Source organism: Nonomuraea sp. NPDC059194 (assembly GCF_042754765.1).
In the GTDB taxonomy this organism is placed as follows: Bacteria; Actinomycetota; Actinomycetes; order Streptosporangiales; family Streptosporangiaceae; genus Nonomuraea.
This window is the reverse complement of sequence record NZ_JBHZBH010000036.1, coordinates 39181-52419: the sequence shown is the minus strand read 5'-3', so window position 1 is coordinate 52419 and position 13239 is coordinate 39181. Positions and strand designations below refer to the sequence as shown.

11 protein-coding genes are annotated in these 13239 nt (G+C 73.0%); 3 read left to right on the top strand and 8 right to left on the bottom strand.

The annotated features are described in order from the left end of the window. Positions 1-64 precede the first annotated feature (64 nt). Positions 65-2548 carry an acyl-CoA dehydrogenase family protein gene (locus ACFXJ8_RS33600; protein WP_379648020.1) on the top strand — a complete coding sequence of 828 codons (2484 nt, stop codon included), beginning with the start codon at positions 65-67 and terminating at the stop codon, positions 2546-2548. 300 nt (positions 2549-2848) lie between these two features. Here ACFXJ8_RS33600 and ACFXJ8_RS33595 read toward each other — a convergent pair whose 3' ends face one another. From ACFXJ8_RS33595 to ligD, 3 genes are all read right to left on the bottom strand, one after another. Beyond that, positions 2849-3535 carry a class F sortase gene (locus ACFXJ8_RS33595; RefSeq protein ID WP_379648019.1) on the bottom strand — a complete coding sequence of 229 codons (687 nt, stop codon included), beginning with the start codon at positions 3533-3535 and terminating at the stop codon, positions 2849-2851. Continuing rightward, positions 3528-4058: a hypothetical protein gene (locus tag ACFXJ8_RS33590; RefSeq protein WP_379648018.1), complete on the bottom strand. Its 531-nt coding sequence runs from the start codon at positions 4056-4058 to the stop codon at positions 3528-3530. Before ACFXJ8_RS33590 ends, ACFXJ8_RS33595 begins: the two co-directional genes overlap by 8 nt. A 62-nt stretch (positions 4059-4120) precedes the next feature. Further along, positions 4121-5119, bottom strand: coding sequence for a non-homologous end-joining DNA ligase (ligD, locus tag ACFXJ8_RS33585; RefSeq protein ID WP_379648017.1), 999 nt, complete (start codon positions 5117-5119; stop codon positions 4121-4123). Positions 5120-5430: 311 nt separating this feature from the next. On the opposite strand from ligD, the gene msrB reads away from it, so the two are divergent. Then, positions 5431-5832, top strand: coding sequence for a peptide-methionine (R)-S-oxide reductase MsrB (gene msrB / locus ACFXJ8_RS33580; RefSeq protein ID WP_379648016.1), 402 nt, complete (start codon positions 5431-5433; stop codon positions 5830-5832). A 2-nt stretch (positions 5833-5834) separates the two neighbouring features. Here the strand turns inward: msrB and ACFXJ8_RS33575 are convergent, their stop codons facing one another. The 4 genes from ACFXJ8_RS33575 to ACFXJ8_RS33560 all read right to left on the bottom strand — a co-directional run bounded on the left by ACFXJ8_RS33575 (position 5835) and on the right by ACFXJ8_RS33560 (position 9305). Next, complete coding sequence (locus tag ACFXJ8_RS33575) at positions 5835-6434, bottom strand: hypothetical protein (RefSeq protein WP_379648015.1); 600 nt, start codon at positions 6432-6434, stop codon at positions 5835-5837. Positions 6435-6522: 88 nt separating this feature from the next. Continuing rightward, the gene (hemQ, locus tag ACFXJ8_RS33570) at positions 6523-7227 is read right to left on the bottom strand and encodes a hydrogen peroxide-dependent heme synthase (protein WP_379648014.1); all 705 of its coding nucleotides are present in this window, start codon (positions 7225-7227) and stop codon (positions 6523-6525) included. A gap of 4 nt (positions 7228-7231) precedes the next feature. Continuing rightward, positions 7232-8644: a protoporphyrinogen oxidase gene (gene hemG / locus ACFXJ8_RS33565; RefSeq protein WP_379648013.1), complete on the bottom strand. Its 1413-nt coding sequence runs from the start codon at positions 8642-8644 to the stop codon at positions 7232-7234. A gap of 19 nt (positions 8645-8663) precedes the next feature. After that, positions 8664-9305, bottom strand: a complete 642-nt coding sequence (locus tag ACFXJ8_RS33560) for a class I SAM-dependent methyltransferase (protein WP_379648012.1) — start codon at positions 9303-9305, stop codon at positions 8664-8666. A gap of 136 nt (positions 9306-9441) precedes the next feature. Between ACFXJ8_RS33560 and ACFXJ8_RS33555 the strand changes: the two genes are divergently transcribed. Further along, positions 9442-10512 (top strand): DUF4349 domain-containing protein, encoded by a 1071-nt coding sequence (locus tag ACFXJ8_RS33555; RefSeq protein ID WP_379648011.1) that lies wholly within the window; start codon positions 9442-9444, stop codon positions 10510-10512. Here ACFXJ8_RS33555 and ACFXJ8_RS33550 read toward each other — a convergent pair. Beyond that, a complete protein-coding gene (locus ACFXJ8_RS33550; RefSeq protein ID WP_379648010.1) occupies positions 10482-13220 on the bottom strand; it encodes a BTAD domain-containing putative transcriptional regulator in 2739 nt (912 codons plus the stop codon). The two genes, ACFXJ8_RS33555 and ACFXJ8_RS33550, sit on opposite strands and share 31 nt — an antisense overlap. Between the last annotated feature and the right edge of the window lie 19 nt (positions 13221-13239).

Below are 13239 nucleotides of genomic sequence, written 5' to 3'. Positions count from 1 at the left end.
CCTGGCCACGGTCCCTGGCCACGGACCCTGGCCGCGGACCGAATAAGGTTCTAGATTCGGTCGCATGGCGATCGCACTGACTTCGGAACACCGGGCGTTGGCCGAGTCCGTCCGCGGGCTCGTGGCACGTGACGCCTCCCATGCGGCGCTGGCAGCGCAGGGGGTGTTGGGAGTGCACGTGCCCGAGGCGGCGGGCGGGCAGGGGTACGGGCTGGTCGAGCTGGCGGTCACGCTGGAGGAGCTGGGGTCCGCGCTCGTCGCCGGGCCCTACCTGCCCACGGTGCTGGCGTCGGCGGCGCTGACGTGGTCGGGGCGGTGCGGGTCGCTGCTGCCCGGCCTGGCCGACGGTACGGTGACCGCCACCGTCGTGCTGGACGGGCACGGGCTGGGCGCGCCCGACGCCGACCTGTTCCTGGTGCCGGTGGCGGGTGGGTGGGCGCTGCTGGACCGGACCTCGGTCCGGGCGAGCGCCATCTACGGCGTCGACCTGTCCCGCCCCCTGTCGCAGGTGAGCCCGGTCGGTGAGAGTGCCGACCTGCCGCGAATGAGTCCGGTCGGAGAGGGCGCCGACCTGCCGCGGGTGAGCCCGGTCGCTGGGAACGCCGACCCGCCGCAGATGGGACCGCCCGCCGAGGGCGCCGCCGACCTGTCGCGGGTGGGGCCGTCGGGGGTGTGGGACGTGCCCGCGTCGCGGGTGCTCGGGCCGGTGCCGGTGCGGGAGCTGGCCGCGGTGCTGCTCGGCGCGGAGGCGTGCGGGGTGGCGGCGTGGGCGGTGCGCACGGCGGCCGACTACGCGAAGGTACGGGAGCAGTTCGGACGGCCGATCGGACAGTTCCAGGGCGTCAAACACCGGATCGCGGCAGCGCTGGTCGCCCTGGAACAGGCTCGCGCGGCCGTCTGGGACGCCGCCCGCGCCCTGGACACCGCCCGCGCTCACCACACCACCGCGCGCGCCCTCGACACCACGCGCGCTCACCACACCACCGCGCGCGCCCTCGACACCACGCGCGCTCACCACGCCGCCGCCTCCACCCCGGACGCCGAACGCGCCCCACACACCGCCGACACCGCCCCGGACGCCGGGTTGCCGGAGTCCACGGGCGGCGGGCGGCTGGGGGCCACCGACGGCGGGCGGCTGAGGGCGGACGCGGAACGGGAGACGGTCGGGCGGCCCCCGGCGGGCGTGCCAGAGGCCCCCGGGGACGGGCGGGCGCTCGGAGCGGAGCGAGCGCCCGGGGACGGGCGGCCGCTCGGGGCGGAGACACGGCTGGCGGTCGGGGTGGCGGCGGTGCTGGGGCCTGACGCGGCCGTGCGGTGCGCCGCCGACGCGATTCAGGTGCTGGGCGGCATCGGCTACACCTTCGAGCACGACGCCCACCGCTACTACCGGCGCGCGCTGTCGCTGCGCATGCTGGCGGGCGACCCAGGCGTGTGGGCCGAGCAGATCGCGGAGCTGGCCATCGGCGGCGCGCGCAGGGCCATGGAGCCCGACCTGCCGGAGGAGGCGTCCCCGCTACGCGAGGAGATCAGGAGCCTCGCCGAGGGCCTGGCGAGGGAGGAGCCGCTGGCCAGGCTGGGCAGGTTCGCCCGCGAGGGCTGGATCATGCCGCACCTGCCCGAGCCGTGGGGCCGCGCCGCCACGCCACTGGAGCAGGTGATCATCCACCAGGAGTTCCACGGCCTCAAGCGGCCCAACCTGGGCATCGCCGCGTGGGCGGTGCCGTCCATCGTCCGGTACGGCACGCGCGAGCAGCAGGAGCGCTTCCTGCCGAAGACGTTCACCGGCGAGATCGTGTGGTGCCAGCTGTTCAGCGAGCCGGGAGCGGGCTCGGACCTGGCGGGGCTGTCGACGAAGGCCGTGCGGGTGGAGGGCGGCTGGTCGATCAGCGGATCGAAGATCTGGACGTCGCTGGCGCAGTACGCGCACTGGGGCATCTGCCTCGCGCGCACCTCGCCGGACCGGCCGAAGCACGACGGGATCACCTACTTCCTGGTGGACATGTCGTCGCCAGGAGTGACCGTGCGCCCGCTGAAGGAGATCAACGGGGAGGAGATCTTCAACGAGGTCTTCCTCGACGACGTGTTCGTGCCGGACGACCTGGTCGTCGGCGAGGTGGACGGCGGCTGGCGGGTCGCCCGCGACACGCTGTCACACGAGCGGGTCGCGCTCGGGGACTCCTGGGGTCCGGGGTCGCAACACACCGACCTGATGAAGCTCGTCCGGCGCCTGCCTCCACTGCGGCAGGCCCAGCTCGAACAGGCGGGACGGCTGTGGGCCGAGGGACAGGCGATCTCGGCGCTGGGGCTGCGGGTGACGCTGTCGCAACTGGCGGGGACGGACGCGGGAACGGCCTCCAGCGTGCGCAAGCTGCTGGGGATGCGGCACGCGCAGGCGATCTCGGAGTTCTGCTGGTCACTGGCGCCCGCCGATCCCTACTGGAACCGGATGATCCTGACGACGCGGGCGTTCACGATCGGCGGGGGGACGACGGAGGTGCAGCTCAACATCATCGCCGAACGCGCCCTCGGCCTCCCCCGCGACCCCTGACCCTCGGCCTCCCCAAAGACGCCTCCAAGAACGCCTCCCGAACGACACCCCAAGAACGCCCCCCGAAAGACGCCTCCCGGGACCCGGCTCGCTGAACCGCTGGCACCACACGATCTCGCCAGTGAACGTCTTCGGCAGGAAGCGCTCCTGCACTCGCGCGTGCCGTACCGGACGATGGACGGCACCGCCCACGCGGCGATGCCCAGGTTGGGCCGACACCCCCAGGACCGCCTCCCGCAAGTCACCCCTTCGAGGCCGCCCCTTGTAAGACGCCTCCCGAACCGAAGGACGCGGTGAGGCTCAGGACGTGGGATGGTACGCGTGGGCGAGGTGGGCGTAGACGATGGTGTTGTCCCGGTAGCTGTGCGCCTTCCTGTCGAAGGCGCCGCCGCACGTCACCAGCCGCAGCCCCGCGTACTTCACCTTCCCGAAGACCTTCCTGCTGGGAAAGGCGCTCTTGGCCACCTGTTCCACCCGGTCGACCACGAAAATGGCCACCGACCGGTCGGCCCGCATCACCTGCACCTGGTCGCCCCGCCTGATCGAGCGCAGGTTCGCGAACACCGCGGGTCCGGTCCGCGTGTCGAGGTGCCCGGTGATGACCGCCGCCCCCCGCGCGCCCGGCACCGGCGCGTACCGGTACCACCCGGCCACGTTCGGATGGTCCAGCGGCGGGTTCTCGATCGCGCCCTTGGCGTCGACGCCCAGCTCCATCAGCGGCGCGGACACCCCGAGCTTGGGGATGTAGACGGCCGTCGGCCGGGCCGTCCGCATCGGCTCGGCCACCCTGCCGACCAGCACGTCGGGCGGCTCGGTCAGCGCCGGAGCGCCGACCTTGGGCAGCGCCGACGTGGCCGTGGCGGAGACGGGCGACGGCTCGGGCGTGGCCGCCATGCCGGTGACGCCGAACCAGATCAGGGCGATCCCGGCGAGCGACACCAGCACGGCCCCCGCCATGATCAGCTTGTGCCCAGGCGGCTCAGCCACTCCGCCGTTCCGAGGCGCCGCGCCGTACCGCGAGACCCGCCAGCCCCGCGCCGGTCAGCAGGGCCGCGCCCCCGGCGGCGAACGGCCACGTGGGGTCGCCGGCCGCGAGTCCGCCCGCCCCCGTCTGCGGCGGGCCCTCGGGGATGCGGTGCTTGTCCTCGTCCGCGGGCTTCCACGTCGGTTCGCGCGGCGGCTCGGCGGGCCCCGACGACCAGGTGTCCTGGGGCGCGGGCGCGTTCGACCACGTGTCCTGAGGAGCGGGCGCGTTCGACCAGGTGTCGGAGGGGATGGGGAGGTTGGACAAGGGGTCGTTCGGGATCGGCAGGCGTGGCGGAATGATGCCCGGCTCCCACGGATCGCCCGGATCGCCGCCCTGGACCGGCTCGTCCTCGCACGCCAGGATGAGCAGCTTGCAGTCGGCGGCCATGGCGGTGCCCACGCCCGCCACCATGGTCACGCCGCCGACGATGAAGGCCGTCACCGCTCCCGCGGCGGCGAGCCGTCGTGCTGATGCCAAAGCCATAGTCCGAGAGCCTCCCGAACTATTGGACCGGGCGTCAAGTAATGTGATTCAAGTGATACAAGTCACTCATCCCTGGCCTTGCTGGGCTGCACCCGCTTCGGCTCGCCCGGCATCTTCGGGTAGTTCGGGGGGTACGGCATGTCGCCGCGCTCGTCCTTGGCGTACCACTCCAGCAGCGTCTCGATCGAGAACGCCCGCTCGTCGATGTCGGCGTGCACGTCGCCCACTATGGCGAAACGCTCCGGCATGGTCCTGATGTCGAAGTCGCCGGGCTCGGCGTCGGCCAGCTCGTCCCAGGTGAGCGGCGCGGAGACGGGCGCGTGCGGCTTGGCCCGCACCGAGTAGGCGCTGGCGACGGTCCTGTCCCTGGCGTTCTGGTTGAAGTCGATGAACACCCGCTCGCCGCGCTCCTCCTTCCACCAGGCGGTCGTCACCAGGCCGGGGTCGCGGTCCTCGATGGCCCTGGCCAGCGCGATGCCCGCGTGCCGTACCTCGATGAAGTCCCAGCGGGGCTCGATCCTGACCGCGATGTGCACGCCCCTGTTGCCCGAGGTCTTCACGAAGCCGGTCAGCCCCGCCTCCGCCATCACCTCGCGGGCCAGGAAGGCGGTACGGCGGGCCGCGTCGAAGTCCAGGCCGGGCTGCGGGTCGATGTCGATGCGCAGCTCGTCGGGGTGCTCGACGTCGGCGGCCCGCACCTGCCACGGGTGGAAGTCGAGGGTGGCGAGGTTGGCGCAGTAGGCGATCGAGGCCACCTCGGTGACCTTGAGCGCGTCGGCGGTGCGCCCGCTGGGGAAGGTCACGGTGACGGTCTGCAGCCAGTCGGGATGCTTGGCGGGCATCCGCTTCTGGTAGATGGCCTCGGTCTCGACGCCGTCAGGGTGCCGTTTCAGGTGGGTCGGACGATCCTTGAGCCCCCGCAGGGCGCCCTCCCCCACGCTGACGTAGTACTCCACCAGCTCCCGCTTGGTGGCTCCGATCTGCGGGAAGTAGACCTTGTCGGGATTGGTGACCTTGACCGTACGGTCCCCGACCTGCAGTTCGATGAAAGGCGACGCCATGGGGCTGAACCTACCCCGAAACGGGTGGGTCCGTCCTGGAGTGCCACGGTGGCGGGACCGAGCACTCGACAGGACGAACCTGACGACCGCCCTCCTTCACGCCGTGCCGGACGCTGGCGCATCGTCCGGCCGGCTTCGACGGGCCGCCTGCGCGCGGTACGGGCATATCCGCGCAGCGGCGACGGCCCCCGGCGAGCGGTCTCACCCCTCTAGGGAGGTGAAGTCACACCCCCTCATCGACAAAGACGCAGAAACGCCCCCGGAAGGATGCTTCTCGCAAGTGATTCTTCCGCGCCGCATAAGGTGGACGCATGAACAAGGTGGTCAAGAGTGAGGCCGAATGGCGCTCGCAGCTCACTCCCGAGGAGTATCACGTCCTCAGGGAGGCGGGCACGGAACGACCCTTCAGCGGAGAGTACGTCGACACCAAGACCGAGGGCGTCTACTCCTGCCGCGCCTGCGGCGCCGAGCTGTTCAGGTCCGATGCGAAGTTCGAGTCGCACTGCGGGTGGCCGAGCTTCTTCGAGCCGTCGCAGTCGGAGGCGGTCGTCCTGATCGAGGACCGCGGCCACGGGATGGTCCGCACCGAGGTCCGCTGCGCCGCCTGCGACTCCCATCTGGGTCACGTCTTCCACGGCGAGGGCTACGCGACGCCCACCGACGACCGCTACTGCATCAACTCGATCTCCGTACGGCTGGAGCCCAAGGCCTGACCTCAGCCGGGCTCGGGGTGGGTGACGCGGCAGTCGCCGTCGCCGGGGCCGAGGACGTTGGCGAGGACGGGATTGCCGTTCTCGCCGAACTCGGCCTGGACGAAGACCACGGGCTTGTCCTCCCCGATCTCCCGTAAGTACTCCAGACCCCGCTCGCACAGCGTGATCGCCTGCGCCGAGTTGTGCGCCGACTCGGGCAGGTCGGTGTAGATGCGCAGGTAGCCGCCGACGCTGCGGATGTCCTTGAGCCGCTTGGCGGCCTTGTCGCCGCCGCCCCAGCGCTTGTCGAAGTACTCGGCCGCCTTCGCGTCGGTGTGCTCAGACTTCTTCCGCTTGGCTGAGGGAGGGGCCGCCGTGCTCGCCACCGCTCTGTCGGCCCCGCCCTGCGCGGTTGGCGCGGGGGTGAGGGGGACGACGGTCACGGTGCCCGCGGCCTGCTGCGGCCGGTCCCGGCCGAACACCCCGCTGCCGACCGCCAGCCCGGCGACCATCAGCGCCGCCGCGGCGACCGCCCCCTCCAGCACCCACGGCCCGCGCCGCCTCGTGCGCCGCCGTCCGTGCCTCCCACGCCTGGAGCGTGCCAGGCCGCTGCCTTCGTCCACCCTTTGCCTCACTAGGACAGGGGATTTGGCGTGATTATGGCAAAGGAGAGGCGGCCAGGCGCGAGGACAGCGCCTTTACAAAGTCAGGTCAGGGAAGGGCGGTGATCAGCTCGCCCACCGGCTTGCGAACCCCAGTGTAGAACGGCACCTCGATCCGGGTGTGGCGCCTGGCCTCGGCTCCGCGCAGGTGCCGCATGAGGTCGACGATCCGGTGGAGCTCGTCGGCCTCGAAGGCCAGCATCCACTCGAAGTCGTTGAGGGCGAAGCAGGCCACCGTGTTGGACCTGACGTCGGGGTACTCGCGGGCCATCATGCCGTGCTCGGCGAGCATCGTGCGCCGCTCGGCGTCGTCGAGCAGGTACCACTCCAGCGACCGCACGAAGGGGTAGACGCACACGAAGTTTCTCGGCTCCTCCTCGGCGAGGAAGGCGGGGATGTGCGACTTGTTGAACTCGGCGGGCCGGTGCAGCGCCATCGCCGACCAGACCGGCTCGCTCAGCCGTCCGAGCGTGGTGCGCCTGAAGCGCGAGTAGACGTCCTGCAGGTCCTCGGCGGTCGGCGCGTGCCACCAGAACATGTAGTCGGCGTCGGCGCGGAAGCCCGCCACGTCGTAGCAGCCACGCGTCACGACGTCCTTGCCCGCGGCCTGCTCGAGCAGCTCGTTGACCTCGTCGGCCATGCCCTCGCGGTTGCTCGGGCACTGCTCGGTGGCTTTGAACACCGACCACATCGTGTAGCGGATCACCTGGTTAAGGTCGCGGGCCTTGGGCCGCTGGGTCGTCCCCTCAGTCATGCCGTCATTCTCCCCTGCCGCCCAGGTGGTCGAGAATCCGGGCCGCGGCCGTACGGGCGGTCGAGACGCACGCGGGCACGCCGAGCCCGTCGTAGGCCGCGCCGCAGACCGCCAGCCCAGGCTCGACGGCCACGGCCGCGCGGACGCGGGCCACGCGGTCGAGGTGGCCGACGTTGTACTGCGGCAGCGATCCGCCCCACCTGCTGACGCGGCTGTCGAGCGGCAGCCCCCGCACGCCCACGACCTCGCCCATCTCGGCCGTGGCCAGCGAGACCAGCTCGGCGTCGTCGCGCTGGAGCAGCTGCTCCTCGCCGATGCGGCCGATGGAGCAGCGCACCAGGACGGTCGACGGGTCGGACTCGACCAGGTGCGGCCACTTGACCGAGGTGAACGTCGCGGCCTTCACCGCGCGGCCCTCGACGGGCGGCACCAGGTAGCCGCTGCCGGTGGGCGGCTCGGGGAAGGCGGCCGCCGGGTAGGCGAGGGTGACGATGGCCATGCTGGAGTACTCGATCCTGGCCAGCTCGGCGGCGGCCTTCGGCACCTCCTCCCGCAGCAGCCGCGAGGCCGGCGTCGCGGGCACGGCGACGATCACCGCGTCTGCCTCGACGATCTCCGGCCGCGGGACGGGCCCGGTGACCAGGCGCCAGCCGTCCTGCGCGCGCCGCAGCTCCCTGACCGTCACGCCGGTCCTGATGTCGGCGCCCGAGGCCTTGGCGACCGCCTCGGGCAGCTTGCCCAGGCCGCCGCGCAGGCCGGCGAAGACCGGGCCCGCGTCCTTCGGGGTCTCGTGGACGATGTCCCTGACCGCGCCGAGCAGCGAGCGTTCCGAGCGCGCCGCGACGGCGATGCGGGGCATCGTCGCCTCCAGCGACAGCATGTCGGCCCGGCCCGCGTAGACGCCGCCGAGCAGCGGCTCGACCAGCCGTTCGACGACCTCGGAGCCCATGCGGGCCCTGATGTAGGAGGCGACGGACACGTCGGTGCGCACCAGCGTCGCGGGCAGCACCTGGTCGAGCGGCACCCTGAGCAGCCCGCCCGGCGAGACGATGCCGGATCTGGCCAGCTCGGTCAGGTCGCCTGGCACGCCCATGACCTGGCCCTTCGGCATCGGCCGCAGCGCGCCCCTGCTGTAGACGGCCGCCTGGGTGGTGCCGGGGTCGACCAGGTCGGCGCCCAGCCCGACCATCCTGGCCAGCTCGATGCCCTCGGGCCGCCTGGCCAGCATCGACTCCGCGCCCTCGTCCACGCTGACGCCCGCCACCTCGGAGGCGTGCAGCTTGCCGCCCACTCTGGGGGCGCCCTCGAGTACGGTCACCCGCACCCGCTCGCCGCCGCCCTGCCTGAGGAACCACGCCGCGGCCAGCCCCGAGATGCCGCCGCCGACGATCACTACATGCCGCTGATGCCCTTCCACGTCTCCTGACGCTACCGCCTCACGTCACCGCCTCCGCGAGACGGTAGGAGCCGACGGCGAACGGCCGCTCGTGCCCGGCGTCGACGTGCTCGCCGATCTTGAGCAGCGCGGGGTCGCCGTCGAGGAAGCGGTGCAGCCGCCGCGCCTCCGGCCACGGGTGCGTCACGACCAGCGTGCCCCGCGGCGACAGGAACGAGCGCAGCCGCTCGCAGGCCAGCCGCAGCCGTTCCTCCCTGCCCACGTAGTAGAGCGTCTCGGCGCAGAAGACCAGGTCGAACCGGCCTCCGGGATCCTGGTTGAGGAAGTCGACGGCGGCGAAGACGGCCCTGCCGTTCGCTCTGGCCGTCGCCCGCCTGACGGCGCGCTCGGAGACGTCCACACCCACCACGTCCGCCCCCGGGTAGGCGTCGGCGGCCAGCAGGGTGAAGGTGCCCTCGCTGCATCCCACGTCCAGGATCCTGCGGAAGTCGCCGCCTCCGGCGTGCCGGAGCGTGGCGTCGTACTTGGCGGCCTCGTAGGGGTCGACGGCGTGGTGCCACGGGTCGGGGTTGCGGTGGAACCAGTCGAAGTAGCGCTGCAGGAAGCGGCCCTGCCCGCGCGCGGGCAGCAGTGACATCGTGCGGAAGAACGTCCTGTGGAACCTCTCAGGAAGCGTGCGCATGCTTCCAGCCTGCGCGACGCGCGTCTCTGGTTCCAGGGGCGTTCCGTGATCGGGAGGAGTGCCGAACGTGACGACTTCGTGACGGCATCGCGCGGGCCGGGTCCGTCTCACGAATATGAGCAGATTTCGGTACGGCATGGCGTTAACCGCAGCGGGCGTCGCGCTCGTCCTGTCCGGTTGCGGTGGCGGCGGGAGCTCCATCAGCGACTCGGGCGGAAGGGCGCCAGCCGCCGCCTCACGGGCCCAGCAGGAGAGCGCGGCCTCGGTCAAGGACTCCCAGCAGGAGGCCGGCAAGCAGATCACGATCGCCCCCGAGCAGCGCTCGATCATCTACGTGTCGGAGATGACGGTCCGCGCCAAGGACGTCACCAAGGCGGGCGAGCAGGCCAAGCAGCTGGTCACCGGGGCGGGCGGCTACCTTGCCAACGAGCAGTCCGACGCGTTCGAGAGCAGCGAGGGCAGCTCCACGCTGGTCTTCAAGATCCCGCCGACGGCGTACCAGGGGCTGCTCGACCGGCTGGGCAAGGAACTCGGCAAGCGGGAGTCGCTGCGGCAGAACACCACCGACGTGACCGAGGAGGTGGCCGACGTCGCCAGCCGGCTGAAGTCGGCCGAGCAGGCGCTCGCCTCCATGCGCACGCTGCTCACCAAGGCGAGCACGGTCGGCCAGGTGATCGAGGTGGAGCGGGAGATCGCCACCCGCGAGGCGGAGTTGGAGTCGCTGCAGGCCAGGCAGAAGGCGCTCAACTCGCAGGTGTCCATGGGGACGCTGACGCTGCGGCTGATCGGGCCCGTGGCGCAGGTGGTCGAGCCGTCGGACGAGCCCGCGGGCTTCCTCGGCGGTCTCAAGGCGGGCTGGTCGGCGCTGGTGAGCTTCGTCAAGATCCTGCTGACCGTGATCGGCGTGCTGCTGCCGTGGATGGTGCTGATCGTGCCGGTGGTCGTGGCCATCCTCATCCTGGTACGGCGTGGCCGCGCCCGCCGTCCCGCCGCCCGGCCCGTGGGCGTTGCGCCGCGTCCCCGCCCCGGCAACGACATCCCGCTGTTCCACGGCGGCCCACCGCCCGCCCATCCCGGCAACCCGCCCTTCCACGGAGCGCCGAGCCACACCGAGCCCGGGCCCGCCGCACACGGTGCCCGGGGCCACACCGAGGCGGGCGATGACCCGTCGAGCCCTCAGCCTGCGGACGACCCTGCCGAGTCCTGACGGCCGCGCAGGTCGGCGAGCAGCCGCCCGCTGCGCTCCTCGGCGGTCGCGTCGCTCTGCGCGACCGCCAGCTCCAGCGCCGCCCGCGCGCAGGCCACGGCCTCGTCGAGGCGGCCCATCGCCCCCAGGCTCCTCGCCCTGACCTGCACGGCGGCGCATTCCACCCGGCGGTCCCCCATGGCGACCGCCTCGGCGCGCGCCTGCGCGGCCAGCAGCTCGGCGCGTTCGTGCTCGCCCCGCTCGGCGGCTAGCGTGGCGGCGACGTACTTGATCACCATCTCCGGCCGCCTGATGCCCTCGGCGACGGTGATCGCCCAGGCCAGGATGGCCTGGGCGGTATCGTGCCGGCCGGCGGCGTGATGGAGTCTGGCCAGGTGGCCGAGCATGTGCCCCTCCGTCGCCCGGTCGCCTTCGCGCAGGGCGAGGTCGCGTGCCTCGTTCGCGCGGGCCAGCGCGCGTTCGGGCCGGCCGAGCGCGTTCTCCGTCTGGGCGAGGTTGCCGATGACGAGCGCCCTGAACGGGCCGTCCAGCGACGCCAGCGCCCGTTCCAGGCGCTCCTGTGCCCGCTCGTAACGCCGCTCGAACAGGTCGAGCGAGCCGAGCGAGGCGAGCATGGCCGCCGTGCCGTACGCGTCGCCGTGGGCCTGGCACAGCTCCAGCCCGATCGTCGAGGTGGCGTGCCAGTCCGACAGGTTGCCGTTGAGCTCGTAGAGCCTGACGCCGAGCAGCGCGAGCTCCCAGCAGTGACCGACCCTGCCCAGGTCGGCGGCCTGGCGGACGGCGGCGGGCAGGGTGGCCCGCTCGGCCGCCAGCCAGGCCATCGGGTCGTCGGGCAGCGCCTGGCCGTCCAGGCGCCAGCGGGCCGCGCCGCCGTGCGCGAGCCTGAAGCCGCCCGCGTACTCCCGCAGGTAGGCCTCCTCCCCCAGCGCCAGCAGGCCGCCGAACACCCTGTCGAGCGCGGCCCCGCGCTCGACGGCGCTCATCGACGCCAGCGCCCGTTCCCTGGCGAAGATCCTGATCAGGTCGTGGAAGCGGTAGCGTTCCTGTCCCGCGACGTCGAAGCCGAGCGGCTGGACGAGCTGGGCCTCGGCCAGCCGCTCCAGCAGGTCGGCCGCCTCGCCGAGCGGGCGGTCGGCCAGGGCGGCGGCGGTCCACGGCGCGAAGTCGGGGGCGGCGAGCAGGCCGAGGCGCTCGAACAGGGTCCGTTCCCGCTCGCGCAGGTCGCGGTGGCTCACCTCGAAGCTGGCCCGCACATCGAGGTCACCGGCGCGTAGTTCGTCGAGCCTGCGCCGTTCCTCGGCCAGCCGGGTGGCCAGGCGCCGAGGGGTCCATCCGCTCCTGGCCACCAGGCGGGCTCCGGCGATGCGCAGGGCGAGGGGCAGCCGGTCGCACAGGCCGGCGAGGGCTTCGGCCTCGTCGGGGTCGACGCCTGCCAGCCTGCCGAGGAGGGCGGCGGCCTGCCGTACCGGAAGGATGTCGAGGGGCACGAACCTGGCGCCCGTCTCGGCGATCAGCTCCTCGAACCTGCTGCGCCCCGTGACCAGCGTGAAGCAGCCGGGCGAGCCGGGCAGCAGCGGCGCGACCTGGGCCGAGCAGTCGGCGTTGTCGAGCAGGACGAGCAGCCGCCGGTCCCTGGTGAGGCCGCGGAACAGGGCCGCGCGCTGGTCGAGCCCCTCGGGCACCCGCAGGACGCCGAGCGCGGACAGGAAGCGTTCGAGCACCTCCGCGGGGTCCCGGCCGCCGAGGTCTGCGTAGAGCAGGCCGTCGGGGAAGCGGGCGGCCACGCGGTGCGCCCAGCGCACGGCCAGGCCGGTCTTGCCGACGCCGCCCACCCCGCCGATCGCCGCCACCCGCGCCCCGCCGCGGCCCTCCACGAGGCCGTCGAGGACGGCCAGCTCGGCCTGCCTGCCGGCGAAGGGGAAGACGTCGGGCGGCAGCTGCGCGGGGCGTACGGCGGCGGCCGGGCTCTCCTCCCTGAGGATCTCGGTGTGCAGGTCGCGCAGGGCGCTGCCGGGTTCGACGCCGAGCTCGCCCACCAGCAGGTCGCGGCCCTCCCGGTAGACGCGCAGCGCGTCGGCGCGCCGCCCGGCCTGGTGCAGCGCGCGCATCAGCAGCTCCCTGAGCCGCTCGCGCAGCGGGTGCGCGGCCAGGCGCGCGCGCAGCTCGACGGCCGCCTCGTCGGGCAGGCCCAGCTCCAGCAGGGCCCGCGCCCTGCGTTCGGCGGCGACCAGCCGCAGTTCCTCCAGCCGCGTGGCCTCGACGCGGACCGATTCGACTCCGGTCGACTCGACGCCGATCGAGTCGGCGCCGCAGACGTCGGCGTAGGCGGGGCCGCGCCACAGGGCAGCCGCCTGGCCGAGCAGGTCGGCCACGGCGGCGGGGTCGGCGGGGTCGGCGGCGCGGGCGCACAGCTCCTCGAAGCGGGCGGCGTCGAGCTCGCCGGGCAGGACGGCGAGCTGGTAGCCGTCGGGCCTGCGGGTCAGCCGGTCGCCGCCGAGCGCCTGCCGCAGCTGGTGGACGTGCCAGCGCAGGGTGGCGGGCGAAGGGGGCGCCTGGCCCCACCCGGCCTCGGCGAGCCGGTCGGGCGCGACGGGCCGGTCGGCCGCGGCCAGCAGGACCGCCAGCAGCGTGCGCTGTTTGGCCGAGGAGAGCTCGACCGCCTCCCCGTCGCGCAGGACCGTCAGCCGCCCTAACACCCCGAATTCCACGCGCCCAACGGTCGCACAA